Raw genomic sequence first — 25,631 nt, forward strand, 5'->3', positions numbered from 1 at the left:
ACCGCTCCCGCCGGGTGCGGCGGGCGGCGCGGGGCCGCCCGCCGCGGTCGTCGGGCGGCGGTTGTCAGGCGGCGGTCGTCACCCGGCGGCCGCCGGGTGCGGGTGGCCGTCCAGACCGGCCGGATCCTGGCCCAGACCGGTCGGCGCCAGCCAGTCGAAGGGCTGGTAGACCGCCGCTCCCAGGCCCAGGCCCTCGGCGACCTGTTCCCGCAGCCGGTTGGTGGTGAAGCCGCCGATGACGTTCATCTGCGCGTCCCGGTACAGCCGCTCCACCTCGTGGCCGCTGGTCACGCCGGCCGCGCCGTGGATCTGCACCGCACGCGCGACGACCTCGACGGCCATCTCGGTGGCGTAGATCTTCAGCATGGCGATCAGCGCGCGGGCCGAGCGGCCCGCGGCGCGCTCCCGCGCCGCCCGTTGGGCCAGCAGCCTGGTCGCGTCGATCTGGGCCCTGGACTCGGCGAGTTGGGCCTGCACGCCCTCCATGTGCGCCAGCGGGCGGCCGAAGGAGATCCGCTCCTGGGCGTGCCGTACCGCGGCGGCCAGGGCGGCCTCGGCGACGCCGATGCCGGCGAACGAGTTCTTCAGCCAGCCCCACGCCATGCTCTCGCTGAGTTCCTCGATCGGCACGGGGACCACGTCGTCCTCGCCGAGGGGGGTGTCCGAGAAGACGATGCCGCCCCAGGGCATGCCCCGCAGTCCCATGTGCGGGACCTCGTAGCGGCGGACGGTGCTCTGGAGCAGGTCCACGAAGGCGAGGCACCACTCGGGGCCGTCGTCCCCCGGGCCCCGCTCCCGCCGGGCGAGCACCACGGCCAGGTCGGCGTCGGGCGCGTTGGTGATCCTCGCCTTCTCGCCGCGGATGACGAAGCCGCCGCCGGGCGCGCCGGCGGGGCGCACCGTGGCGCGCAGGGTGCCGGAGTCGCTGCCCGCGGTGGTCTCGGCCACGGCGAAGCAGGCCAGTCGCTCCCCGGAGAGCAGCGGCTCCAGCAGGCGTTCGCGCGCGGACGGCGAGCCGTAGGTGGCGATCACCTTGGCGCACAGCAGCGCTGACACGGTCACCGACCAGTACGTGCCCGGGCAGGCCCGGGCCAGGGCCTCCATCGCCTCGCTCTGGGTGAGCGGGTCGGCGCCGGTGCCGCCCAGCTCCGGCGGGTGGAACAGCCGCAGGTAGCCGCTGTCGACGATCTCCTGCCAGTTCTCGCGCGGTATCCGGCCGGTTGCGTCGGTCTCGGCCGCCCGGGCGGCGATGCCCGGGAAGGTCAGGGGGGTTCGGGAGTCGAGTCGGTCGCCGTTCATGTCGGTCTGCGTCCTCACCATCAGCCGAGTTCCAACAGGGAAGCCGCGATCACCGGTCGCAGCACGTCGGTGCCGCCGCCGGTCCCGGAGAAGAACAGCGCGTCGCGGTGCGCCCGTTCGATCAGGTGGTCACCGGTCAGGGCGAGCGGCCCGGACAGGCGCGCGGCGCCCGCGGTGACCGTCCGCGCGGCGGCCGCGACGAACAGCCGCGCGGCGGCGGCGTCCTGGTGCCGGGGCGTGTTGCCGGTGTCGAACTGCCCGGCCGCCCGGTACAGCAGCCCGGCGGCCAGCTCGCACTGCGTGGTCAGGTCCGCGAGGGTGAAGCGGGCGGACTGGTCGTGGGTCACGGGCCGGCCGAAGCGGTGCTGCGCCCGGGCGTCGTCGAGGGCGTCCCTGGTCAGCGCGCGGATCAGGCCCAGCCAGGGCGCGCTGGAGAAGACCCAGTCCAGTGCCGTCAACAGCGGCTCCACCTCGGTCGCGGCGCCGGCCACGGAGCCCAGCACGTCCTGCGCCGGGACCTGGCAGTCGCTCAGCACCAGCCGGCCCCAGGGGCAGGTGCGCATCGCCGCCGGGCCGGCCTCGCGGACCAGCAGCCCCGGGGTGGCGCGGTCCAGTACGAACGCCGTCCGGTCGCCGTTCCCGTGTGCGGCGACGACCAGGAAGTGATGGGCGACGGGAGCCCCGGCGACCAGGTCCAGTTCGCCGTCGAGCACCCAGCCGCCCCGGCCGCCCGCCGCCGGGCGGGCCGTGACGGTGGGCGCGAGGGCCACGCCCTGGGTCTGGCGCAGTGACACCGCGCCGATCCAGTCGCCGGAGGCCATCCGGGGCAGGTAGTGCTGCTGCTGCCGGGGGGTGCCGAAGGCCCGCAGGGGCACGGTGGCGAGCACCGCGTGCACGCCGACCGCGAGCGCGAGGCCCGGGTCGCGGGCGCCCTCGCCGAGCCCTTCCAGCAGGGCGAAGGTCCGGGTGGCGGACAGGCCGCCGCCGCCCAGCTCACGGGGCACCAGCGGCCCGGCCAGGCTCGGCCCGAGCAGGCCGCGGGCCAGCTCGCCGAAGAGGGCCGGATCCCAGCGGCCCTCCCGGTCGCGCTCGGCGGCGCTCGGCCGGGCCAGCCGGTCTGCGAGTTTCCGTGCCTGCTCGGTCGGGCCCGGCCCGCTGCCGTCGTCACCGAGCTGGCCGAAGGAATTGAAGATATCCATGCAGATCCCCTCTCTCTCCTCTTTCCACGGGTTTTCCGGCGGGTAGTGGAACGCGCCTGCGCGGAATAGCCCTCTTGATATCGGAGTGTGCGAAGAACTCTTGGAAAACCGGGCCGGAACTCCCCGGGAAGGCGGCCCCGGTCACCGTATCCGCCGATCAGGTGCTCCTGGTGGGGGCGCCGGACAACTTGTCGGCAGTGGCACAGAGAATTTGAAATCCCCATCCGTCATAACGCCCCGTGACAGTCCTTGACAAAGCTCTGACACGGGATTCATTGCCCCTGTGCGGCCGGATCGACCACCATATTCATCAACGCGCCCCACATCGCCCAGCCTTCGCCGGGATCACTCCTTCCGCGTCGGCCGGCGAGAAATCAGTGAGAGCCCGGGTCGGCCAAAAGGTGAATCCGGCTCCGGAACTAGGAGGGAACGCAATGGCAGTAGCAGAGCAGGAGGACGGCACCCCTTCGGGGCTGCCGCACCTGTCCGACGCGACCCTGCGGGACTCGGCCCACATGGCCGGCGTGGAGTTCGGCCCCGAGGACGCCGCCCGCATCGCCGACCTGTTGGTGCGCACCGGCATCGACCTGGTCGAGGTGGGGATGATCTCCGGCCCCTCGTCCAAGGACGCCGATCTCATCCTCGCCACCCACGAGCAGGTGAGCCCCGAACGCAGCATGAGCCTGGTCATGGTGCGCGACCGCCAGCAGGTGGCGAAGGCGCTGGCGGAGGCCGCGAGACTGGGCGTCCGGCACGTGATGTTCTCGATCCCGACCTCCGAGCAGCACGCCGTCCTGAAGCTGGGCACGCCCAGCCTCAAGTACCTCAACACGCTCGCCCGGTCGGCGATCGCCCAGGCCAAGGAGCTCGGCTTCCACGTCACGTTCAGCGGCGAGGACGGCGCCCGCACCCCGAAGGAGCGGCTCGTCCCCTACGTCGAGGCGGGCTTCGAGGCCGGCGCGGACCGGTTCCGGCTCGCCGAGACGGTCGCCTACCTGTCGCCGTGGCAGATGGAGAAGGTGATCGGCGACCTCACCGCGATCGACGGCTCCGAGATCGAGATCCACTCGCACAACATGCTGGGCATGGCGGTGGCCAACTCGCTCGCCGCCGTCCGGGCGGGGGCGCAGTGGATCTCCGCCACGGTGGGCGGCATCGGCGAGCGTGGCGGCAACGCCCCGCTGGCGGAGCTGCTGACCTCGCTGCGCGTCATCCACGGCGACACCCGCTTCGACCTGACCCACCTCACCGAGCTGAGCCGGCTCGCCCTGCGCGGTTCGCAGCTCGGTGAGGCCTTCCAGTCCGGGCCGACCGGCCCGCACGCCTTCGCCTACGAGCTGCCCGGCCAGCTCATCCACCCCGAGGCCTACGAGACGCTGCCCGCGGAGCTGGTCGGCAACACCCGCGAGCTGCGGGTGCGGACCCGCCTGACGCCGGCCCTGGTCTCCTGGGCGCTCGAGGAGTCCGGCGTCGTCGTCGACGCCGAGGCCTTCACCCCCTGGCTCGTCGAGGAGCAGGAGCGCACCGGGCGCCCGCTGCTCGACCGGGACGCGATCCGCAAGGCCGCCGTCGATTTCCGCTCGCTCTGACCACCGACCCACACGACTTCGGAGGACGACCATGTCCGTCAGCACGCTCACCGGTATCTGCCCCGAATGCGAGACCGACCTGACCACCCCGCCGATGCTCCAGGGCGAGACCCTCTCCTGCCCCGAGTGCATGTTGACGCTGCGGGTGGAGGACGTCCAGGGCGGCGAGATCTCCCTGCAGATGGTCGAGGTCCAGCTTCGCGACTGGGGTCAGTAACCCCGGATAGGAATTGCTCTCATGGACCGCAGAATCGCCATTGTCGCGGACCGGATCGGCTGGGAGGAACGGCGGCTCATCGACGCCGCCCCCGGTCTCGGTCTGAGAATCGAATGGGTCAACGACGAGTCCCTCTGCCTCGGCCATCCGGATCCGGAGCCGCTCAAGGACTACGACGCCATTCTCGTACGGAGCCGCAGCTACACCCGGGGCGGCCTGGTCGCCACCCTCGCCGAGGCGTCCCGGATACCGACGTTGAACTCCGCAGCCGCCATCCACGCCTGCGAGAACAAGTTGTCCCTGCGCGCCCTGCTCCGGGCCACCGACATACCGGTGACCGACTTCCGCCTCGTGCTGTCCCGCAAGGACTTCGAGAAGGCGCTGGTCGAGCTGCCGCCACCGGTGGTGCTGAAGCCCGTCTTCGGCGGCATGGGCAAGCGGGTCACCCTGCTGCGCGACGCGGACACCGCCGCGTCGGTCTACGACTACGTCGAGGACCTCGGGCACGGCTTCGAACAGGCCTCCCTGGTCGAGCCCTACCTGAGCGGGGGTTCCTCGATCCGCTGCTTCGTCATCGGCCGTGACCTGGTCTCCGCCGCGGAGTTCAGCAGCGCCGGTACCGACTGGCGCAGCAACGCCGCGCTGGGCAACCAGCACCGCGCGGTGCGCCACGATCCCGAGGTGCTGAAGATCGTCGACAGCGTGGTGGACGCGCTCGGCGAGGGCATCTACGGCATCGATCTGTTCAAGACGCCCGACGGGTACGTCGTCAACGAGGTCAACCACGCGCCGGCCTTCCGGGCGGTGGCCTCCGCGACCGGGGCGGACATCGCGACGGCCGTCGGCCGCTACGTTCGGGAGGTCGTCGGATGATCCGGGTCGGATTGGTCGGAGCCTCCGGGCTCGCCGGCGGCGAACTGATCAGACTGGTGACCCAGCACCCCGAGCTGCGGCTGACCTACCTCGGCGGCTCCTCCAGCGTCGGGCGGCGCCCGTCCGAGCTCCACCCGAACCTGCGGCTGGACCTCGGGCTGGTCGTCGAACCGCTCACCGCGGACCTGTCCGACCGCTGTGACGTCGTCCTGCTGTCCACCCCGGCAGCCGTCTCGGCGGAGCTCGCGGCCCGGCTGGCCGACCAGGTGCCCTGTGTCATCGACCTCAGCGGAGCCTTCCGGATCCGTACGCCGGAGCTGCACGAGCGCTGGTACCCCGGCGTGCACCGGCCGGAGGGACTGGCCGACCGGTTCGTCTACGGCGTCCCGGAGCTGATCGGCGACCAGCTGGTCGACGCCCCGCTGATCTCGCTGCCGGGCTGCTACGCCACCGCGATCACCCTCGGGCTCGCCCCGCTGGTGCTCTCGCTCGGTCTGGACCTCAAGACCGTGGTGGTCGACGGCAAGAGCGGTTCCAGCGGCGGCGGCCTGCAGCTGCGGACCGCCGACCTGCACCCGCTGCGCAACGGCGCCATCGCGCCGTACGCGCCGGTGGGGCACCGCCACGCGGCGGAGGTCGGCGACTTCCTGGCGCAGGGCAAGCCCGGCCGGATCGGTTCGCTGAGCATGTCCGCGTACGGGGTGTCGCACGTCCGCGGGCTGATGGCCAGCTCGTACGTGTTCACCGACGACGAGGTGGACGCACGGATGTTGCAGCGGGCCTACCTGCGGTTCTACAAGGACCACCCGTTCGTGCGGGTCCGCCGGCACAACGAGACGCTCATCCCCGTCCCCGACCCGCAGGCGGTGCTCGGGTCCAACTACTGCGACGTGACCGTGCTGCACGACCCGGACGGCGGCCGCATCGTCGTGCTGGCCGCGCTGGACAACCTGGTCAAGGGCGCGGCGGGACAGGCCGTACAGGTCATCAACAAGCGGTTCTCGCTCCCGGAGGAGACCGGGCTGACGATGCAGCCGGTGATGCCGGCATGAGCGCCGCCGCGTCCGAGGGCGCCCCCGCGGTCGTCAAGCTCGGCGGTTCCACCCTGGACGCGATGTCCGAGGCCTGGTGGGACGATCTGGCCGAGCACGGCCGGAGCCACCCGCTCGTCCTGGTGCACGGCTGGTCCAAGCCACTGCGGGAGCTGCGGCCCGAGTACGCCGAGCCCTCGGCGGTGCTGCGCGACCGGTACGGCAACCAGAGCCGGTGGACGACGCCCGCGGTCATCGCCGACATCAAGAAGGTCAGCGCCGAGATCGCCGGGCAGGTCGCCGGCCTGCTCGGGGCCCGGGGCATCACCACCGAGCACCTGATCGGCAGCGACGGCCTGGTCCGGGCGGGCGAGGGCGAACGCTGGTGGTGGCAGGGCAAGCAGCTGGTCGAGCTGGACAACCTGGTCGGGCCCATCACCGGGGTCGAGCCGGCCCTGTTGAAGGACCTGCGGCCGGGGCACTGCCTGCTCGTCACTCCGCTCGCCCGCAACGGCGCCGGAGCCGAGGTCAACACCGACGCCGACCGGGCCGCGGCCGCCGTCGCCGGGGCCTGCGGTGCGAGGGACCTGGTCCTGGTCACCGACGTCACACACCTGCTGATCGACGGGGAACCGGTGCGCCGGATCTCCGCGAAGGCCGCGGCCGAGTTCCGCGACAAGGGCGCCACCGGCGGCATGCGCAAGAAACTGCGCGCCGCCGGCGAGGCACTGGACCACGGCGTGGAGCGGGTCGTCATCGGCAGCGCGCCCGTCACGGACCTGCTCGCCGCCCGCACCGGCACCGTCATCACGCGAACGTGAGGAGCGAGGACGTGACGCAACCCCGTGTACTGGTCGTCAACAACGGAACCCTGTCACTGAAACAGCTCCGCTCCCGCTTCGAGGAACTGGGCTCCGCCACCGACGTGGTGGACGCGGCCTCGGTGCCCGCCGGGCTCGACGGCCGCTACCAGGCGATCGTCCTCAGCGGTACCAAGGTGCGGGCCTACGACCGCGAGTTCTACAAACCGCTCGTCGACCTCGTCACGAGCGCCGGCGTCCCCGTGTTCGGGATCTGCGGCGGGATGCAGATCCTCGCCGTCTCGGCCGGCGGCCGGCTGGCCGAGGGCCCCCAGCGGGTCGGGGGCTTCACGGTGCAGGTCGACAAGGAGGACCCGCTCTTCACCCACGTGAAGCCCTCGGTGACGGTCTTCCACCGCCACACCCTCTATCTCCAGGAGGCCCCGGAGGGCTACCGCTCCATCGGCCGCTCCGAGCACGCACCCGTGGAGTTCCTGCGCTCCGAGGACGGCCGGATCTACGGCGCGCAGGCCCACCTGGAGTTCCGGCAGGACGGTCTGGAGATCCTGCGGGGATTCACGCAGCTCTACCGGTGACCGGCGGTGCGTCCGGGCCGCACCGGACGCACTTCACTGAACCCCTCTACGTGACAAAGGACTTGGCAATGACTGCTCTGGAAGAAACGCAGCAGCCCGCGTTCACCGTCCATCTCAACGGCAGCGGCGGCAGCATCAGGGGCTGGGTGGTCGCCGACACGCTCGTCGACGGCCTCGCCATGGGTGGCACCCGGATGACCACCGGGGTCACCGAGGAGGAGGTGCGCGGCCTGGCCCGCGACATGACCGACAAGTTCACCCTGGCCGGCCTGCGCATCGGCGGCGCCAAGGCCGGCATCGTCTCCGACGGCACCGACCGCGAGGCGACCTTCCGTACCTTCGGCCGCACCGTGAAGCCGCTGCTGCACGGCGGCATCCACCTCGGCATCGACATGGGCGTCACCCCCGCCGACCGGGCGGTCTTCTTCGACGAGGCCGGCTACGACCCGCGCTTTCGCCAGGGCGCCCCGGACATGCCGATCGACTGGCGCACCTACTACGAGCCGCTGATCGACTGCACCGGCCACGGGGTGGGAGTGGCCGCGGTCACCGCCCTGGAGGCGAGCGGTCGCACCGGGCCGGCCCGGGTCGTGGTGCAGGGCTTCGGCGCGGTGGGCCGCGCGGTCGCCGCCTTCCTGGAGGACCGCGGCCACGTTGTGGTCGGCGTCGCCGACGTGCAGGGCACCATCAGCGCGGACCGGCTGCCGGTGGCCGACCTGGTCGCCGTCACCGACGAGTTCGGACGGATCGACCGCTCCCGCCTGCCGCAGGGGGTCACCGTCTCCGGCGAGCCGGACGCCTGGCTCGACCTCGACGCCGACCTGCTGGTCCTCGCGGCGCAGAAGTACGCGATCAACGCCGAGAACGTGCACCGGCTGCGGCCGGGCCTGGTGGTCGAGGGCGCCAACCTCGCCTCGACCGCGCAGGCGCGGGAGAAGGTGTCGGCCGCGGGCGCGGTCCTGGTCCCCGGGGTGATCGCCAACATCGGCGGCGCCGCCTCCGCGGCCCTGGCCGTCACCCGGGTCGTCCCGTTCGACCTCGCGGCGGACGCCCGCAAGGCCTGGGTCTTCGACTGGGTCGGCGACCGGGTCCGGGAGAACACCCGGGACCTCCTGGAGATCGCCGCGGCCAAGGCCGGGGACCCGCTCCCCGAGCTGCTCGCCGCCCGTCGTCAGGCCCGCCGATGAGCACCGTGACGAGCCCCGCCGCGGCCGGCCTCGCCGGCACCGACCGGAGCGCGGAGTACCGCCGGCGCGGCTGGTGGCGGGACGAGACCTTCCTCGACGACCTGTACCGGCAGGCGCGCGAGCGGCCGCACAAGCTCGCCATCGCCGGCCGCCGGCTGGCCGAGGCCAGGACCGACACGCTCGACTACGCCGACCTGGCCCGGCTGACCGACCGCTTCGCCGGCGCCCTGCTGGAACTCGGCGTGCAGCGCGGCGACTTCGTCGCGGTCCAGCTCCCCAACCGGTGGGAGATGGTGCCGCTGATGTTCGCCTGCATGCGGGTCGGCGCGGCCATCTGCCCGATCACCCCGGCCTGCCGCGAGGACGAGCTGCGCTACCGTCTCGCGCTCACCGAGGCCAAGGTGTGCATCACCGTGGCGCAGTGGGAGGGCTACCCGCTGGCCCGCGCCGTGGTCGACAACCTGAAGGCGGAACTGCCCCTGGAGCACGTGGTGGTGGTGGGCGGTCACACCCCCGAGGGCGCGATCGACTTCCACGACCACTTCGTGGCGATCCCCCGGGAGGAGAGCGCCGGCGCGCTCGACGGCCTGGCGCTCACCGCCGACGACCCGTTCGTGGTGCTGTTCACCTCCGGCACCACCGGCGAGTCCAAGGGCGTCCTGCACAGCCAGAACACCGTCCACTCGGCCATCCGCGGCTACGTCGACACCTTCCTGCTCCGTGACGACCTCGTCGTCGCCGTCACCACCCCGCTGATCCACTACTCCGGTTTCGGACAGGGCGTGCTCGCCAGCGTGATGCTCGGCGGCACCGCCGCCTTCCAGGACATCCAGCACAACGCCGGTCTCCTGGACCTGGTCGAACGCTACGGCGCCACCATGCTGTACGGGCCGCCGCCCACCCTCACGGACGTGGCCCAGACCCAGCGCGCCGACCCGCACGACGTCTCCACCCTGCGCCACGTGGTCACCGGCGCCGCGCCGGTGCTCCAGCAACTGGTGGACGAGCTGCGGGACGCGCTCGGCGCGCGGACGTACTCGGTGTGGGGCATGTCCGAGTTCGGACCGGTCACCATCAGCCGGCTCGACTACAACCAGGACTGGGCTGCGCACAGTCACGGCCGGCCGATCGACTCCATGGAGATCCGCATCGATGCCTGCCACGACCCCAGCCAGCGAGCCTCGGTCGGCCGGCTGCGGGTCCGCGGCGGATCGCGGGCGCTCGGCTACTACAAGCGCGAGGACGTCTTCGACGCCGAGGTCACCGGTGACGGGTGGTTCGACACCGGCGACGTGGCCCGTGACGACGGTCGCGGTGGTATCCGCATCCTGGGCCGCGCCAAGGACACCATCCTGCGCGACGGCATCGTGGTGCCGATGGCCGAGCTGGAGGCGATCATCGCCCGGCACCCCGGTGTGGCCGACGCCGCGCTGGTCGGTCCCACCGGCCAGGTCGACGACCCGATCCTGGCGGTCGTCGTCCCGCGCGGCGACCGTCACCCCACCCTGGACGACCTCCGCGCCCACCTGAGCGCGGCGGGCCAGGACGCGCGGTTCCTCCCCGAACGGCTGGAGCTCGTCGAGTCGTTGCCCAAGACCCTCACCGGGAAGGTCCGCAAGATCGAACTCCGGCAGCGGTACGCCGGATCCTGATCCCGGTGCGGGCACGGCATCCCCCGGCCGTGCCCGCACCGCCGCCCGTCCGCTCCGGCGCGCTCCGTCCACGCTGCCACGCCGCTGCGTCGTCCGCGTCGTCCGTGAGTCCGCGGTCGATCGGAGGTACGGCGGCCCCATCCGCCGCCGCCCGAACGCCGTCGCCCGAACGCCGTAGCCCCGTCCCCGCACGCCGAGCCCTATCCGTTGGAGAGAGCCATGTCCAAGCCCGCGCCGGTCATCATGTCGGCGACCCTCGCCGCCGACGAGGCGCTGGAAGCCCGGCGTCTGGCCGGGGAGCAGGTGCTCTCCCTGGCCGGTGGCGAGATCGGCCTCCCGGTCGCGCCGGGGCTGGCGGAGCAGCTCGGCAGGGCGGCGGGCCGCAACGCCTACGGCCCCGTCGCCGGCAGTCCGGAGCTGCGTGCCGCCGCCGCCGGGTACTGGGGGCGGCGGGGCCTGGCCACCGACCCCGGTCTGGTGGTCGCCGGTCCGGGCAGCAAGGCCCTGCTCTTCGCCCTGTTGCTGGCGATCGGCGGCGACGTGGTGGTGCCGGTGCCGAGCTGGGTGAGCTACACGGCGCAGGCCGAACTCGCCGGCGCCCGGCCGATTCCGGTGCCCACCCCGGTGGGGGAGGGCGGCGTGCCCGATCCGGCGGCGCTGTTCGAGGCCGTCACCCGCGCCCGCGCCACCGGGCTGAACCCCCGCATCGTCATCGTCACCCTTCCCGACAACCCGACCGGCACCATGGCGGCGACCGGGACCGTCCGCAGGCTGGCCAGGCTGGCCCGGGAGCTCGATCTGGTCCTCGTCTCGGACGAGATCTACGGCGACCTGGTCTTCGACCCGGCCCACCAGCCGGTCTCCCCGGCGGTGTTCGCGCCGGAGCGAACGGTGATCACCACCGGGCTGAGCAAGAACCTGGCGCTCGGCGGCTGGCGCACCGGCGTGGCCAGGCTTCCCGAGGGCCCGTCGGGCCGGCTGTTGCACACCCGGCTGGTGAACATCGCCAGCCAGCTCTGGTCCAGCGCGGCCGCGCCGGTGCAGGCCGCCGCGGCGTACGCCTTCGAGGAGCCGGAGGAGATCGTCGCGCACGTCGCCGCGTCCCGGCGGCTGCACGAGCTCGTCGTCCGGGCGGCGGCGGAGTCGTTCAACGCGGTCGGCGCCGAGCTGGCGCCGGTCCGGGCGACCTGTTACCTCTACCCCGACTTCGAGCCGCTCCGGGAGCACCTCGCCCGGGCGCACGGGGTGCGGGGCGGCGACGAACTCGCCGCACTGCTCGCGCAGCGGTACGGCGTGGGCGTGGTGGCGGGCACCGCCTTCGGCGAGGGCCCGGGCGCGCTGCGGATCCGGGCCGCCACCAGCCGGCTCTACGGCGGGACCGACGCCGAGCGCACCGCCGCCCTGGCCGCCGGCGACCCGCTCGGACTGCCGTGGATCAGGGCCTCCCTGGACCGGATCGGCGAGGTCCTCGCGGACCTGGCCGGATAGCCGGCCGCCCTGCCCACCCCGGTCCGCCCCGCCCTGCCCACTCCGCCCCGCCCGCCCCGCCGGCCCCACTCCGGCGCTCTCCCGCCCCGCCCACCTCGCCCCGGCCGCGGCCGACGGGCCCGACCCACACGACCAGTCCCACCCCGAAGGAGATCCCACATGTCCGTCATCTTCGAGTGCGAGTACAACGGCCGGCGGTACGCGGGCCTCGGTGTCCCCGTCCCCGGCGAACGGCACACCCTGTACGAGGTGGCCGAGGGCCGGCTGCGCGAGGCGGTGATCGCGGGCGGCGGCCCGGCGGCCGTGGCGGCGGCGGTCACCGAGGGCGCCGGCACGGTCTCGGTGACCCTCGGCGATCCCGGGCTCCGGTTCCTCCCTCCGCTGCTGCCGACCGGGTCCAACAACGCCCTGGTCAACGGCTTCATGGGGACGCACCGGTCCAAGTTCGACCGCGCCCCGGAGCCGGACGAGGAGTTCACCCCGCCGAACTACTACCTCAAGGGCTTCGGCTCCTGGCTGCGGATGCCGGGCGAGCCGCTGGTCACCCCGGCCGATCCGGTCTGGCTGCTGGAGGAGCCGGAGATCGGCCTGGTCTACGTCAACGACGAGGACGGCACCCCGCACTACGCCGGCTACACCTTCGGCAACGACCTCAACGACATCGGTCTCCACCTCAAGAACAAGTGGGCCTGGACGCCGTACGCCAAGCTCTGCGAGACCTCCGTGACGCCGTGGCTGTTCCTGGAGGAGCCGCCGCAGACGGTGACCGGGCGGATGACCATCGAGCGCGAGGGCGCCACCGCCTGGGGCGGCGACTTCTCCTGCGGGCTCGACTCGCTGTACCACCGCGTGGAGGACATGACCCAGTACCTGTTCTCCTACCCGCTGCTGCGCCGGCCGGGGCTGGTCAACTACCTGCTCCTGGGCGCCGACAAGGCCAGCTACCACGACGGCTTCCGGATCGAGGACGGTGACCGGCTTGTCATCGACGTCACCAGCCACGGCGTCGAGCTGGCGAACGTCGTCCAGTACGGTCAGGCCGTCGCTGCCAGGTCGTAGGGGACCAGGACGACGGACTCGACCGCCTGCGGGGCGGCGGGCGCCTGGGCGCGGCGGACGGCTTCGAGGTACTCGAAGATGGCGTCCCTGCTGTGGGTCAGGCACTCGACCCGCTCGGCCAGCCGGTCGTGCTCACGCTCCAGAGTGGCGATCGTCTCCGGAGTGGCACCGGAGAAGTGGATCGCCCGGGGCGTGTTGAGGCAGGGAAGGATCTGCTTGATCACCCGGGTCGGAAGCCCGGAGTCGAGCAGCCCCCTGATCTGGACCACCCGGTCGACGCAGCGCTCGTCGTACTCGCGGTAGCCGTTCGCGGAGCGGCCGGCGACGACCAGGCCCTGTTCCTCGTAGTAGCGCAGCAACCGGCGGGGGGTGCCGGTGCGCTCGGACAGTTCACCGATGCGCATGTGACGCACCTCATTTCAACCGTCTTGACATTCACACCTATGTGAGGGTTCGAGGATATACCCATGTCAACTTCCCAGACAGAGCTGCTGACTGATTCACCCTCAGCTGCGGAAAACCGGAAACTCCCCTGGTCCCCGCTGCTGGCCCTGGCCACCGCGGCCTTCATGGGGATCCTGACCGAGGCACTGCCCGCGGGCGTGCTCCCCGAGATGGCCCGGGACCTCTCCGTCAGCGAGTCCGCGATGGGGCAGGCCCTGACGATCTACGCGATCGCCACCGGCCTCTCGGCGATCCCGGTGGCCATCGCCACCGCGGCCTGGAACCGCAAGAACCTGCTGCTGATCGCCGTCGCGGCGTTCGCCGTCGCGAACACGGTCACCGCCCTCTCGTCCAACTACCCCCTGACCATGGTGTTCCGGATGATCGCCGGTGTGGCCGCGGCGGTCGTGTGGGCGGAACTGGTCGGGTACGCGCGCCGGCTGGCACCACCGCACCTGCAGGGCCGGGCGATCGCGATCACGATGGCCGGTATCCCCCTGGCCCTGTCCATGGGCATCCCGGTGGGTACCTTCCTCGGCGGGCTGTTCGGCTGGCGGCTGACCTTCGGCCTGGTGACCGTGGTCTCCATCGGCCTGGTGGTGTGGATCCTCGCCTCGGTCCCGTCCTACCCCGGGCAGCGCGCCGGGAGCCGGGAGCCGATCCTGGCGGCGCTTCGCCTGCCGGGCGTGGTGTCCGTGCTGTTCGTGGTCGCGGCCTACGTGCTGGCCCACAACATCCTCTACACCTACATCGCCACGTTCCTCGACAAGTACGACATGGGCGGCAGCCGCGACGTGGTGCTGCTGGTCTTCGGCATCGCCTCGATGGCCAGCATCTGGGTCACCGGCGCGCTGGTCGACCGCCGGCTGAGGGCGCTGACGATCGCCAGTACCGCCCTGTTCATCGTGGCGGCCGTCCTGCTGTGGCTGATGGCCGACAGCGCGGTCGTGGTCTACCTCGCGATGGTGCTGTGGGGATTCGGCTGGGGCGGCGTCGCCACCCTGCTGCAGACCGCGGTCACCGACGCGGGCGGCGACCGCGGCCAGGCACTGCTGGTCACCACGTGGAACTCGTTCATGGCGGCCGGCGGAGCCGTCGGCGGCATCCTGCTCGGCAACCTCGGCCCGACCTCCTTCCCGTGGAGCGTGCTGATCCTGCTGGTGCCGGTGCTGGCCGTCGTGGTCGGCGCCCGCTCCCACGGCTTCCCGGGCAAGCGCCCGGAAGCGGGCTGAGAACCGTCCCGTACGGCGGTGGGTCCGGTCCGAGGTCCGGTCCGGAACCCACCTAGGAGCGGGCCCCCGGGCCCGCCGCACCGAGGAGCGACCCCTGACGATCGAGGCGTCCGAAGCCGCCGATCGCAGGGGTCGTCCTCGTTCCCCGCGGCGGCCGGGCGGGGTGCGCCGGCGGCCTCGGGGCCGTCCCGCGCGCCCCGTCGCGACCGGCGCCCCGGCGCCCGCAGCGGCCCCGGGAAGCCGGACGGTCCCCCGGCACGAGTGGACGGCGGCGCGTGGGTCGCGCTCGCCGTCCGCCGTGCTTGCCGCAGGGTCAGCCGTGGCCGATCCGGTAGCCGACACCGCGGATCGTGATGATCCAGGTGCTGGCGCCGAGCTTGGCGCGCAGACTGCTCACGTGGGTGTCGATGGTTCGGCTGGAATCCGACCAACTGGTCTCCCAGACCTGGGCCATCAGCTTCTTGCGGGACAGCACCGCCTCGGGGTTGGCGGCCAGGATGTGCAGCAGCTCGAACTCCTTGGCGGTGAGGCTCACCGGCTCTCCGCGCAGCCGGACCTCACGGGTGCGGCCGTCGATGCGGAGCGGATCGAGGACGATGCTGCGGGTGGGCTCCGGCTGTGGATTGGTCCGGCGCAGGACGGCCTTGATACGCGCCGTCATCTCGCGCGAGCTGCACGAGGTGACGACGCAGTCGTCCGCTCCGGCCTGAAGGGCGAGGATGCGGTCCAGCTCGGCGTCGCGGGCCGTGAAGGAGATGATCGGCTTGTCCCCGGCCTCCCGGATCAGCCGGCACACCTCCAGGCCGTCGATGTCGGGAAGGTCCAGGTCGAGCAGGACCAGATCGGAGTGCTGGTGAGCCCTGAGCGCCTCCGCCCCGCTGTCGACACTGCTCGCGGAGTACCCCTGCCGGCGCAGGTCTCGCACGCGCGTCTCGGCCGCGGCGGTGTCGTCCTCGACGACGAGCACGCGGATAGAGAGCGCCCTTGCGGCCTGGCCCGCCTGTGGGCGCGAGGCCGTCGGCAAGAGCTGAAGCCCGCCGGAGTCCTCAGTCCGCGAGGTGTCTCTGTGAGTCATCGTTCCCCCCTCGTAAGCCAGTTGAGGTGAGAGTGCGTCGCTTGCGCGCTCCCTCACAGCAGGAAAATAAATAATAGTGTCTTTTTTTTTGAAGTTACAGCGGTGCGGACTAACGTCGGATGTACAACTGGCCACACCGGGCGAGCGACAGGAAGGATCACCCGATGCAGGAGAGGGCCGCGAGGACACGAGAGGGCCTGGTCTGTTCGGCCGCAGGTGAGTTCGACCGGCATGGGTACGCGGGGTCGTCCCTGGCCGGGATCACCAGATCGGCCGGAATCTCCATGGGGGCGCTGACCTTCCATTTCGCGACGAAGGAGGAGCTGGCCGCGGCGGTGCGGGAGGAGGGGCACGCCGCGACCCTGGCGGTGGTGGGACAGGTCGCGGCGCGACGGGAGGGCCCGGTCCAGTCGGTGGTGTCGCTGACCCTGGCGCTCGCCGAACTGCTGGAGACGGAGGCCGCCGTGCGGGCCGCCGCCCGGTTGACCCGGGAACAGCAGGGCGGCGGCCCGGACTGGACCTCCGCCTGGGCCCCGGTGGTCCGGGACCGCCTGCTGCACCCGCGACGCGGGGGCGCCCAGCGGAGCGCCGACTGGACGACGGTCGCCGCGCTGGCCTCCCACCTGGTGGTGGGTGTGGAGGCCGACGTACGGGAGCGGGCCGGCCGCGACGACGAGCTCGACGGCCGGTCCGTCGAGCAGCTCAGCCGTATCTGGGACCTCGTCCTTCGCGGGGTCGCCGCCGCCCCCGGCGCCGACGGCTGATGAGAGCCGCCGGCGCCGTACGCAGACGTGCCGGGCCGGGGCTCGCCTTTCCCGGCCCGGACGACCCCCGCCGGCTGCGTCAGACGGCGCTGCAGCCGCCGTCGACCGGTACCGCGCCGCCGGTGACGAAGGAGGCCTGGTCACTGAGCAGCCAGGCCGCGGCCCGCGCCACCTCGACCGGATCCGCCAGCCGGGGCTGGATGGCTCTGGCCGCTGCGGCCTGTTCCACCTGCGGTACCGCCCGGATGGCGCTCTCCAGCAACTCGGTACGGGTCGCTCCGACCATCAGGGCGTTGACTCTGATGCCGCGTCTGCCGTACTCGGCCGCCGCGGCCCGCGTCAGGCCGAGCACCGCGTGCTTGGCCGCCACGTAGGGGGAGGAGGCGCCGGTGGCGAACAGGCCCGCCGTACTGGACGTGTTCACGATGGATCCGCCGGACTCCCGCCGAAGCATGGCCGGAACCTGCTGCTTCAGGCAGTTCCACACGCCGCGCACGTTGACGTCCATGATCTGGTCGAAGACGGCGTCGTCCGTCTCGTGGATGTCGGCTCCCACCGATCCCCAACCGGCGTTGTTGAACGCCGCGTCCAGACCGCCGAAGGTCTCCACGGTGTGATTGACGACCCGTTCGACGTCCACCCGTGACGTGACGTCTCCCGCGGCCGCCTCCGCCCGGCCTCCCCCCGCTCGGATCTCGGTGACGATCTCGGCCAACCGGTCCTTGCGGCGGGCCATCAGCACCACGACCGCCCCTTCGGCGCTGAACAGCCTGGCGGCTGCGGCGCCGATACCGCTGGAGGCCCCGGTGATCATGATCGTCTTTCCCTGCAGCAGACCTCGGTCGTTCCCCATTGCTTCCCCTCCCTGGTCCTTCGTGCCGGCCATGCCCGTCGGCACGATCCGCGGCCGCACGGTCGCGGATCCCGTGCGCCCCCCGCGCCGCCCCGCGGCCGGAGCGGCCGGCGGGGTCGCCGACCGCTCCGGCCGCCAACGCGCCGGGCGCCCGTCAGCGGGCCGTGGCCCCGGTCGCTCCGACCGGGGCCACGGCCCGTGTTGCCCTGCGTCGGGCTCCCGGGCAGGGCGACGCCCGACCCGCTCCGCGGATGCGGGCCGCCCTCCTACGGAAAGCCTGACAGTGCGTCAACTACCTTACGTTCAAGGTTCTTCCCGCTCCAGAGATGCGACGGCCCCGGCTGTTCCGGCGGCCCTGCCCTGCCCTGCCCTGCCCGGGCAGGGCAGGGCGCCGAGCGGGGTTGGCCCGGCGCCCCCGTCCTGCCCGTCCTGGCCTGCCCCGCCCTGCCCCGTCCTGCCCCGGGCCGGCCCGGTGTGCGACGATCCCCGTCCGCTGATCCCGCCTGTCCCTCATCGGACTGCGGGGGTCCGGGCGGCCGCAGGTCGCTCCTACGTCGTCCGCGCGCGGGCCTTGCCCATCTCGATCCGCTTGGCCACGCTCGGCACGGCGACGGCCGGCAGCAGGCAGGCCCAGATCTCCTCGACGCGCCGGGGCAGGTCGGCGTGCGCCGCCTCGACGTAGGAGTGCATCTGGGCCCCGGTACAGGCGTTGACCAGGACGCGGGCCAGTGCTTCGACGTCGGTGCCGGCCCGCAGCTCGCGCTTGCGCTGGGCGGTACGGAGGTCGTCCAGCAGTATCGTGGACCACTGCTGGTGGGAGTTGGCCTCGGGGGCGATGAAGTACTCCTGCTCCCAGACCAGTCGGGCGCCCGCCCGCAGCAACGGGTCGTCGACGAGCTGGTAGGCCCAGGTGAGCGTCAGGTCGACCGCTCGCTGCAGCCCCTGCGAGGGGTGCGGGGGGACCACGAGATCGGGCTGGCCGGAGACGATCTGGCGGGCCAGCTCCTCCTTGTTCCTGAAGTGGAAGTAGACCGCGCCCAGCGTGACCCCCGCCCGGTCAGCGATCTTCATCACGCTGGCGCCGGAGAAGCCGAACTCCCCGAAGACCTCCGCCGCCGCCTGGATCAGGGCGGCCCGCGTCCGCTCCGCCCGCTCCTGCTTCACAGCTCGCCCGACCATACGCTCCCTGCCCTCTTTACCAAAAGAAAAGTGTTCTTTATTTTATACGCCTAGGGGGCGGCGGGCTACACACACGTGCCCCAGTCGAGCGCGTACTTCATGGGAGGCAACTCGCTATGGCACCAAGTACCGTCAGCACCTGCACCGATACGGACGTCGACCCGCCGGCCCTCCTGGACATGCGGTCCCTGGTGCGCAAGTCCGCGCCCGAGGAGGCCCTGGTCACCGGGTGGAGCGCCGTCTCCGCGAGCATGCAGCGCGTCACCGTCCGATTGCCGATCGAGCACGCCTTCTACAGTGAGGGCGGCCGCTACAGCCCCATGTTGTTCGTCGAGAGCCTGCGCCAGGCGCTGGCCATGCTGACCCACAGTCTTCACGACGTACCAATCAGTCACCGCCTCGGCCTTGAGAATATTCGATTTTCCGTCAAGCAACACGCCCTGTACGCCACTTCGCACCCGGCGACCCTGACGCTGCTGGTCACCCACCCCTCGATCAGGCGCCGGCGGTTCGGCTCGGCCCACTTCACCTCCCGGCTCGACGTGCTCCGCTCCGGACTGCCCATCGGTTCGGCCGAACTGCGCTACACCACCCACCCGCCGGCCGTCTACGACCGGCTGCGCGGCAGGTACGCCGACGCGGCCCGGGCCTTCGCCGGGGCCCTGCCGCTCACCCCGCCGGTCCCCGCCGCGCTCGTGGGCCGCCGACACGAGCGGGACGTCGTCCTCTCGCCCACGGCCGCCGCGCACGAGTGGCTGCTGCGGATCGACGTCGGCCACCGCGTCCTGTTCGACCACCCGCACGACCACGTGCCGGGCATGGTGCTGCTCGAAGCCGCCTCGCAGGCGACCCAGGCCGTGCTGAGAGGTCCCGTGGTGCCCGTGGTCTTCGACACCACCTTCGTCCGCTACACGGAGTACGACCGGCCCTGCCGGGTGACGGCCGAGTTCGTGGCCCCCGATCCCAGGGGCCGGCCGCGGGTGAAGGTCAGCGCGTTCCAGGAGGGCGATCCCGTCTTCACCTCGACCGTCACCGCGGTCCCGCGGCCCCACTGACGCCCGCGACCGCGCCGCAGCCGCCACCCACCCGGCGCGGCCGGGCGGCGGACGCCCAATCGGGGCGTCCGCCGCCAGCGCTGCGGGCGCCCGCCTCACGGTTGGCTCGGGCACCGGCGAGATCTACGTCCGCGACGTCCGGACCGAGCAGTTCATCGGACACCTGCCCGGCCACGCGGGGCGGGTGCTCATGGTGGCGTTCTCCGAGGATACTGATCATCCAGTACCGGCGGCAGCCGACGGGACGGTCGGGGTTCGGTCGCTCAGCCGACACCGCCGGCTCGCCGAGGTCCGCGTCGACGCGACGTGGAACTGCGTCGCCGCCGATCCTGTTACGGGTCGTGTGCTCGTCGGGAGCGCAGCCGGCCCGGTGTCGCTGCGGTTGAGCCATGGCAGCCTCACCGTTGACGAACCCGTCGCTGTCCCGCTCGCGGATCCCGGTGACGGCCGATGATGAGAAGGACGAGCCTGAACGTGCCCACCGCACCCACGATTCTGAGTGATGTCCCCGGATCCTTCGCCTGGGGCGTCTTCCACGAGCGGCACCCGAAGCTCATCCAGCAGGTGCTCGGCGCTCTGCCGTACGGGCCGGCTGAGCGGGCAGCGGTCGAGCAACTGCTCGCCGAGAGCACCAGCGGTGTGCTGGAGCCGCTGAGCGGAAGCGCCCACGATCACCAGCAGTGGCTGGAGTGGGGCGAGGGCCTGTTCGGGCGGCCGTGGGGCGAGGCTCCGTTCCTATGGGCCGAGAGCTACTTCTACCGCAGGCTGCTCGAATCCACCGGCTACTTCCGGCCCGGGGCTTGGCAGGGCATCGACCCGTTCGCCCCCTTCAAGAACGCCGAACTGGCCAGCCCGGCGGTGGACGACGAGCTGGCGGCTCTCCGCGATCTGCCTTCCTTGTCCGCCGAGAAGCGGGCCGAGGTACTGCTGTCCTCAGCGCTCTGGGGCAACCGGGCGGACCTCGGCTTCCAGATCACCGCCACGGCCGGGGACGCCCAGTCCTCCGCCCTGATCGCGGACGACAGTCCGCTCCTCTGGTCCACGCTCACCGCGACGAACAACCCGAGGGTCTGCGTCATCGCGGACAACGCGGGACGGGAGCTGCTGCCCGACCTCGTCCTGGTCGACCACCTCCTCACGAGCGGGTTGGCCTCCGAGGTCGTCCTGTACGTCAAGCCCTTCCCCTACTACGTGTCGGACGCAACCACCGCCGATGTCCTCGCGACCGTCGAGCGCCTTCGCTCCGCAGCGGAGCAGGAGGCGGAACTGATCGGCCGTCGGCTCTGGCAGGCGATGAACAGCGGCACGCTCGTCGTCCGCACGCACCAGTTCTTCTGCGCACCGCTGCCGTTCCACGACCTGCCCGCCGACATGAGGGCCGAGCTCTCCGGCGCCACGATCACGATCCTCAAGGGCGACCTCAACTACCGCCGCCTCGTCGGGGACCGGCTCTGGGACGCCACGACACCATTCGCAGAGACGGCCCGCCACTTTCCGTCTGCGGTGGCGGCCCTGCGTACGTTGAAGTCGGACGTCATCGTCGGTCTCGACGGACTGGTGGTCGCCGGGCTGGACGCCACTGGGGAGCCGTGGCGCACCAGCGGCAAGTACGGCCTCGTTCAGGTTCACACCCGGGCGTAGGCCGATACAGGTCTGCGGCAGCCCAGCCCTCTTCGTCCAGCACCCTGGTGGCTTGGTCGGCGGGCAGGGCCTGGCGGGTAGCTGCGGTCTGTGGGTTCGGGGCGGGCTGGGGCAGGCGCCGGCCGTGCCGGTGCAGGACCAATGCCGGTGATTTTGTCCTGGGCGACCTGAAGTTCCAGGCCGGCCGGCGCCCGGTCGGCATCCCGCCCGAGATCGTCCCCGACTTCGAGCTGCGCCTGCGCCGGCACGCCGCGAAGGATGACGCCGGCCTGCTGTTCATCGGCGAACGCGGCGCCCCCTTCCGCCGCTCGACCTTCGGGCGCAAGTGGCGCAAGGCCCGCACGAAGCTCGGCATGGACGGCTTCCGCTTCTACGACCTCCGCCACACCGGCAACGTCCTCGCCGCCGGCACCGGCGCCAGCCTCAAGGACCTCATGGCCCACATGGGCCACTCCGCCGTCCGCGCCGCCCTGATCTACCAGCACGCCACCGCCGAACAGCAGACCAAGATCCCCAACGGCATCAGCGCCGCCGTCGTCGACATCCGCACCCGCCGCCGACAACCGACCCCCACGGATACGACCGCAGATGTGCCTCGTCGGGCATAGCGTTCCCCGACACGCTTGTCCCTGGATCGGCCACCCGGGCCAGGGACAAACGTGTATCGATACCGAGTCGACGCAGTGCGCCGGCCCCTCGGGAAGAGCGGAGGCAGGCGCCGACCGTGCGTGGGGTGCGGCTTACTCGGAAACGGGAGTGCCCGGGTAAGTCATGCCTGGTGGCCTTGGAGGTGCGTGAGGCCGTTGCCCGAGAGCAAGTGGATCGTCAGGCACGTGGCATCCCCAACACCGTTGCCTTAAGCGTCGTGGGCGGGACGTCAAGCCCTGCTGAACAGCGCGGCGGGACCTCCTGGTAGATCAGGGAAGGTCGGGTCCGCCTGCCTTCGCGAGTTCGGCGAGGACGCTGATCGGCTTGTCAGCGGAGTCCACGTCGTCCTCGTCGGTGTCGAGGAACGAACCGGAAGTCTCCTCGTCGCTGAGGTGCGGGTACTTCTCGATGAGGAACCGGCGCCGGTAGGCCATGTCAGCGGTGTCGACGATCCGCTCCAGCATGGACCAATTGAGGGTGCTGCCCACGAGGATCCCGACTCCGGGAACGACCTTGCCGAGGCCCTTCTTGGTGAGGCGTATGCCGAATGCCCGGGCGAACTGCACGGAGACCCTGGTGACCACGGACTCGCTCAGGACATCCCACGTCTTGCCTCGCACGAGTGCCTGGGTGAGCCGGGATATGTCGCCCATCGCGGCGGTCTTGGCGGAGGCCGACACCGCCGTACCGGCGTTGACCACGGACATCACGAACAGCTTCTCGGCGGGCGATTCGGGGTCGTAGCCGTAGAACAGCGACACATGGCCGACCACCCGGGACGCCAGTCCGAGGACGATCGCGGCGTCGCCGGCGAGGGCGCCCACGATCATGCCTCCCGAGGGCGCTGCCGCAGCCCCTGCGGATGCGGCGACGACCAGCTCCCCGCCCGAGATCACCAGCCCCGCCGTCGCTCCCGACAGCGCTGCGGCGGCCGGGTAGTACCAACTGGCCGCGCGTCCCCGCGCCGCGTCAATCTGCTCCAGGTCGAGTCGGCGAAGGTCGACCAGCGACGACACGTCGTGACCGCGCTTCTGATGGTGCTTCACCACCCGTGCGGGCGTCAGCCCCGCTCGCGACAGCCGCCCCACTGTCTGCCGGGTGGACTGGACGACCGTGCCGCTCCAGTCGGGCAGTGCGTCGGTGGCACCGCGCGCGGCGGTGCCCGCCTTCTGGGCGCCCTTGGCGACGATCTCCTGTCCGCGCGTCACTGCGGAGAGGGCCCGGGGGTAGCTCTCCAGCCGTTTGACCGCGCGCCTGCCGAGTTTCGCTGCGCCGACGGCCAGTTGCTCACCGGCCTCGCCCATCCTCCGGGATAGCGGGCGGCCCTTGAAACGCTGGATGTCACTCCACGCTTCGAGCTCGTAGTCCGAGGGTTCAGTCACACCGGGATCGTAGGCTCTGCCGCAGAACCGCGCGGGGGGTTGGGGAAGTTGTCCCGGGAATCGGTAAAAGTACAGGGCAGAATGGGAGCCATGGCGCACACGGAACAGCACCTGCACCAGCAGATCGACGCACTGGTGGCCGCGGGCGAGCGGCGCAACGGTGTTGGTGGCATCCACTGATGTCGATCACGATGCTGACCTCCGACGCGACTGACGTGGCTCAGCGGGGATCACGAGTCGGCGCTCCGAGGTAGCCGGTCAGTCGCGTTTGGCTTTTCTCAACCCGCCTGACCAAAGGGCAAATTGCGGGGATCACTGCCAAGTCGTGTTCAGTTTCAGAACCGACCTCGTGTTCACTCGGCCACCCGATAACCTCTCGGCAGCGTTCGGTGTCGAGGAGGGGACGGGCCGTGACGGAGCAAGCATTCGGGATCGACAAGATCCAGCTGGTCAAACTGCTGCGGCGGGTGGCCGAGGGCGAAGCGCAGCTGCCGGAGTTCCAACGCGGCTGGGTGTGGCCGGACCACAACATCATCGGCCTGCTCGCCTCGATCTCTCGCGGATACCCGGTCGGCACCCTCATGTTGCTGCAGACCGGCGGTGACGTCCGTTTCAAGTGCCGCCCGGTTGAGGGCGCCACCCCGCCCCCGGGCGCCGAACCGGACACCCTGATCCTCGATGGCCAGCAGCGGATGACCTCGCTCTTCCAGTCGCTCATGCTCGGCAAGCCGGTCGAGACACAGAACCAGCGCAAGCAGCGGATCTCCGGCTGGTTCTACGTCGACATGGTCAAGGCCCTCGACCCCCAGCTGGACCGCGAGGACGCCATCCGCCTGCTGCCGGCGGACCGGGTGGTGCGCACCTTCCGGGGCGATCCCGTCGAGGACTGCTCGACTCCGGAGAAGGAGTACGCGGCCAGGCTCTTCCCGCTCTCCCAGCTCTTCGCCAACCGCGACTGGAGCTACGGCTACGAGGACTACTGGAAGGCGCGGGGCGAGGACGGCCGCAAGTGGTGGCGGGACTTCGAGGAGGCCTTCGTCCGCCCCTTCGAGCTCTACCAGGTACCGGTGATCGAACTCGGGAAGCAGACCGAGCGTCAGGCCGTCTGCCAGGTCTTCGAGAAGGTCAACACCGGCGGCGTCACACTCACTGTCTTCGAGCTGCTCACCGCCACCTACGCCGCCGACGAGTTCGACCTGCGCAGCCACTGGGACAACGTGGTCCGGGCCGCGTGGAAAGCGCCGGAGTACCGCGTCCTCAAGGAGGTTTCCAACACCGACTTCCTGCAGGCCGTCACGCTGATGGCGACGGCCGCCCGGCGGGTCGAGGCGGCTACCGTCGGGGTCGACGAGGAACGGATGCCCCGGATCGGCTGCAAGCGCAAGGACATGCTGGAACTGGGTCTCGACGACTACCGCCGCTTCGCGCCACTGGTCGTCCAGGGCTTCAAGGACGCCGCCAAGTTCCTTCGCCAGCAGTACCTCTTCGACACCAAGTTCCTGCCCTACGGCACCCAGCTGATCCCGCTCGCCGCGATCCTCAGCATGCTCGGCGAGCATGCCGAGCCGGCGGGTGCACAGCTGAAGCTGGCCCGTTGGTACTGGTGCGGTGTCTTCGGCGAGTTGTACGGCGGCTCGACGGAGACCAGGTTCAGCCACGACCTCCCCGAGACCGTGGGCTGGGTGCGCGGCACGGGAGCCGAACCTCGCACCATCCGCGACGCCCGGTTCAGTGAGAGCCGCCTGCTGACATTGCGTACCCGCAACAGCGCCGCCTACAAGGGGATCTACGCCCTGCTGATGAAGGAAGGCGCCGTCGACTGGCGGACCGGTGAGAAGACCGAGATCACCGAGTACTTCGCAGAGGCCGTGGACATCCACCACATCTTCCCGCAGGCGTGGTGCGAGCGGGAGAACATCCCCAGGGGCAGCTACAACTCGATCGTCAACAAGACCCCTCTGACCGGACGCACCAACCGGATCATCGGCGGGGCAGCGCCCTCCTCCTACCTCCCCAGGCTCGCCAAGAATGCCGAGGTAGAGGCGGACACCGTGGCCGACCACATCCGTACCCACCTGGCTGATCCCGCGCTGCTCGCCAAGGATGACTTCGCGGGCTTCTTCAACGCTCGACAGCGGGCCCTGGTCGAGGCGATCGAGAAGGCCACAGGCAAGGCGGTCGTTGCCGAGGACGGGTACCCCACCACCGATCCGGTGGACGAGGGCGACGAAGACTGACCGTCGGCCAAGCGCCTTGGCGGCATCCCGCCCGAGCCCGGCCAGCTACTCGCCGGCCGGGCTCCTTGCCGTTCAGCCGCGGCCGATGTGCGGACAAAGCCGGCGCTGCTGGTAGGCCCCGTTGACGCCAG

Annotated in this window: 23 protein-coding genes; 16 read left to right on the forward strand and 7 right to left on the reverse strand. The window is 71.4% G+C overall.

Translation table 11 applies throughout. The annotated features are described in order from the left end of the window. Positions 1-78: 78 nt before the first annotated feature. Together OG823_RS17350 and OG823_RS17355 are read right to left on the reverse strand one after the other, a co-directional pair. Positions 79-1,320 (reverse strand): acyl-CoA dehydrogenase family protein, encoded by a 1,242-nt coding sequence (locus OG823_RS17350; protein WP_371480484.1) that lies wholly within the window; start codon positions 1,318-1,320, stop codon positions 79-81. Then, positions 1,320-2,498, reverse strand: coding sequence for an acyl-CoA dehydrogenase family protein (locus OG823_RS17355; RefSeq protein WP_371480485.1), 1,179 nt, complete (start codon positions 2,496-2,498; stop codon positions 1,320-1,322). Before OG823_RS17355 ends, OG823_RS17350 begins: the two co-directional genes overlap by 1 nt. A gap of 434 nt (positions 2,499-2,932) precedes the next feature. On the opposite strand from OG823_RS17355, the gene OG823_RS17360 reads away from it, so the two are divergent. From OG823_RS17360 to OG823_RS17405, 10 genes are all read left to right on the forward strand, one after another. After that, positions 2,933-4,087, forward strand: coding sequence for an isopropylmalate synthase (locus OG823_RS17360; RefSeq protein WP_371480486.1), 1,155 nt, complete (start codon positions 2,933-2,935; stop codon positions 4,085-4,087). A 31-nt stretch (positions 4,088-4,118) separates the two neighbouring features. Next, positions 4,119-4,304, forward strand: coding sequence for a lysine biosynthesis protein LysW (locus OG823_RS17365; RefSeq protein ID WP_371480487.1), 186 nt, complete (start codon positions 4,119-4,121; stop codon positions 4,302-4,304). Between the two features lie 21 nt (positions 4,305-4,325). Continuing rightward, a complete protein-coding gene (locus OG823_RS17370) occupies positions 4,326-5,177 on the forward strand; it encodes a RimK family alpha-L-glutamate ligase (RefSeq protein ID WP_371480488.1) in 852 nt (283 codons plus the stop codon). Then, positions 5,174-6,229 (forward strand): N-acetyl-gamma-glutamyl-phosphate reductase, encoded by a 1,056-nt coding sequence (argC, locus tag OG823_RS17375; RefSeq protein ID WP_371480489.1) that lies wholly within the window; start codon positions 5,174-5,176, stop codon positions 6,227-6,229. Before OG823_RS17370 ends, argC begins: the two co-directional genes overlap by 4 nt. Continuing rightward, positions 6,226-7,029, forward strand: coding sequence for an acetylglutamate kinase (locus OG823_RS17380; RefSeq protein WP_371480490.1), 804 nt, complete (start codon positions 6,226-6,228; stop codon positions 7,027-7,029). The genes argC and OG823_RS17380 overlap by 4 nt, the downstream gene beginning before the upstream one ends. A gap of 11 nt (positions 7,030-7,040) precedes the next feature. Beyond that, on the forward strand, positions 7,041-7,604 hold the full coding sequence (locus OG823_RS17385; RefSeq protein ID WP_371480491.1) for a type 1 glutamine amidotransferase: 564 nt from the start codon (positions 7,041-7,043) through the stop codon (positions 7,602-7,604). A 68-nt stretch (positions 7,605-7,672) separates the two neighbouring features. Next, positions 7,673-8,791, forward strand: coding sequence for a Glu/Leu/Phe/Val dehydrogenase dimerization domain-containing protein (locus OG823_RS17390; RefSeq protein WP_371480492.1), 1,119 nt, complete (start codon positions 7,673-7,675; stop codon positions 8,789-8,791). Then, on the forward strand, positions 8,788-10,443 hold the full coding sequence (locus OG823_RS17395; protein WP_371480494.1) for an AMP-binding protein: 1,656 nt from the start codon (positions 8,788-8,790) through the stop codon (positions 10,441-10,443). Before OG823_RS17390 ends, OG823_RS17395 begins: the two co-directional genes overlap by 4 nt. Before the next feature lie 219 nt (positions 10,444-10,662). Beyond that, positions 10,663-11,931, forward strand: a complete 1,269-nt coding sequence (locus OG823_RS17400; protein ID WP_371480495.1) for a pyridoxal phosphate-dependent aminotransferase — start codon at positions 10,663-10,665, stop codon at positions 11,929-11,931. A gap of 159 nt (positions 11,932-12,090) precedes the next feature. After that, positions 12,091-12,990: a fumarylacetoacetate (FAA) hydrolase gene (locus OG823_RS17405; protein WP_371480496.1), complete on the forward strand. Its 900-nt coding sequence runs from the start codon at positions 12,091-12,093 to the stop codon at positions 12,988-12,990. Here OG823_RS17405 and OG823_RS17410 read toward each other — a convergent pair. Next, positions 12,966-13,394: a MerR family transcriptional regulator gene (locus OG823_RS17410; RefSeq protein WP_371480497.1), complete on the reverse strand. Its 429-nt coding sequence runs from the start codon at positions 13,392-13,394 to the stop codon at positions 12,966-12,968. The two genes, OG823_RS17405 and OG823_RS17410, sit on opposite strands and share 25 nt — an antisense overlap. A gap of 63 nt (positions 13,395-13,457) precedes the next feature. Between OG823_RS17410 and OG823_RS17415 the strand changes: the two genes are divergently transcribed. Beyond that, on the forward strand, positions 13,458-14,666 hold the full coding sequence (locus tag OG823_RS17415) for an MFS transporter (protein ID WP_371480498.1): 1,209 nt from the start codon (positions 13,458-13,460) through the stop codon (positions 14,664-14,666). A 313-nt stretch (positions 14,667-14,979) separates the two neighbouring features. On the opposite strand, the gene OG823_RS17420 is transcribed toward OG823_RS17415, so the two are convergent. After that, on the reverse strand, positions 14,980-15,633 hold the full coding sequence (locus OG823_RS17420; protein WP_371480499.1) for a winged helix-turn-helix domain-containing protein: 654 nt from the start codon (positions 15,631-15,633) through the stop codon (positions 14,980-14,982). A 272-nt stretch (positions 15,634-15,905) separates the two neighbouring features. On the opposite strand from OG823_RS17420, the gene OG823_RS17425 reads away from it, so the two are divergent. Further along, on the forward strand, positions 15,906-16,505 hold the full coding sequence (locus OG823_RS17425) for a TetR family transcriptional regulator (RefSeq protein WP_371480500.1): 600 nt from the start codon (positions 15,906-15,908) through the stop codon (positions 16,503-16,505). Between the two features lie 79 nt (positions 16,506-16,584). Here OG823_RS17425 and OG823_RS17430 read toward each other — a convergent pair whose 3' ends face one another. Together OG823_RS17430 and OG823_RS17435 are read right to left on the reverse strand one after the other, a co-directional pair. Beyond that, positions 16,585-17,358, reverse strand: coding sequence for an SDR family NAD(P)-dependent oxidoreductase (locus OG823_RS17430; RefSeq protein ID WP_371480501.1), 774 nt, complete (start codon positions 17,356-17,358; stop codon positions 16,585-16,587). 549 nt (positions 17,359-17,907) lie between these two features. Continuing rightward, positions 17,908-18,537 carry a ScbR family autoregulator-binding transcription factor gene (locus tag OG823_RS17435; RefSeq protein ID WP_371480502.1) on the reverse strand — a complete coding sequence of 210 codons (630 nt, stop codon included), beginning with the start codon at positions 18,535-18,537 and terminating at the stop codon, positions 17,908-17,910. A 116-nt stretch (positions 18,538-18,653) separates the two neighbouring features. Between OG823_RS17435 and OG823_RS17440 the strand changes: the two genes are divergently transcribed. From OG823_RS17440 to OG823_RS17450, 3 genes are all read left to right on the forward strand, one after another. Further along, positions 18,654-19,592 (forward strand): ScbA/BarX family gamma-butyrolactone biosynthesis protein, encoded by a 939-nt coding sequence (locus OG823_RS17440; protein WP_371480503.1) that lies wholly within the window; start codon positions 18,654-18,656, stop codon positions 19,590-19,592. A 474-nt stretch (positions 19,593-20,066) separates the two neighbouring features. Then, positions 20,067-21,233: a damage-control phosphatase ARMT1 family protein gene (locus OG823_RS17445; protein ID WP_371480504.1), complete on the forward strand. Its 1,167-nt coding sequence runs from the start codon at positions 20,067-20,069 to the stop codon at positions 21,231-21,233. Between the two features lie 47 nt (positions 21,234-21,280). Next, the gene (locus OG823_RS17450) at positions 21,281-21,841 is read left to right on the forward strand and encodes a tyrosine-type recombinase/integrase (RefSeq protein ID WP_371480505.1); all 561 of its coding nucleotides are present in this window, start codon (positions 21,281-21,283) and stop codon (positions 21,839-21,841) included. Between the two features lie 309 nt (positions 21,842-22,150). On the opposite strand, the gene OG823_RS17455 is transcribed toward OG823_RS17450, so the two are convergent. Further along, complete coding sequence (locus OG823_RS17455; protein WP_371480506.1) at positions 22,151-23,263, reverse strand: EcsC family protein; 1,113 nt, start codon at positions 23,261-23,263, stop codon at positions 22,151-22,153. Positions 23,264-23,673: 410 nt separating this feature from the next. Here OG823_RS17455 and OG823_RS17460 point away from each other — a divergent pair, with 410 nt between their 5' ends. After that, a complete protein-coding gene (locus OG823_RS17460; protein WP_371480507.1) occupies positions 23,674-25,500 on the forward strand; it encodes a DUF262 domain-containing protein in 1,827 nt (608 codons plus the stop codon). Positions 25,501-25,631: the final 131 nt, after the last annotated feature.

It is taken from the genome of Kitasatospora sp. NBC_00315, from assembly GCF_041435095.1.
In the GTDB taxonomy this organism is placed as follows: Bacteria; Actinomycetota; Actinomycetes; order Streptomycetales; family Streptomycetaceae; genus Kitasatospora.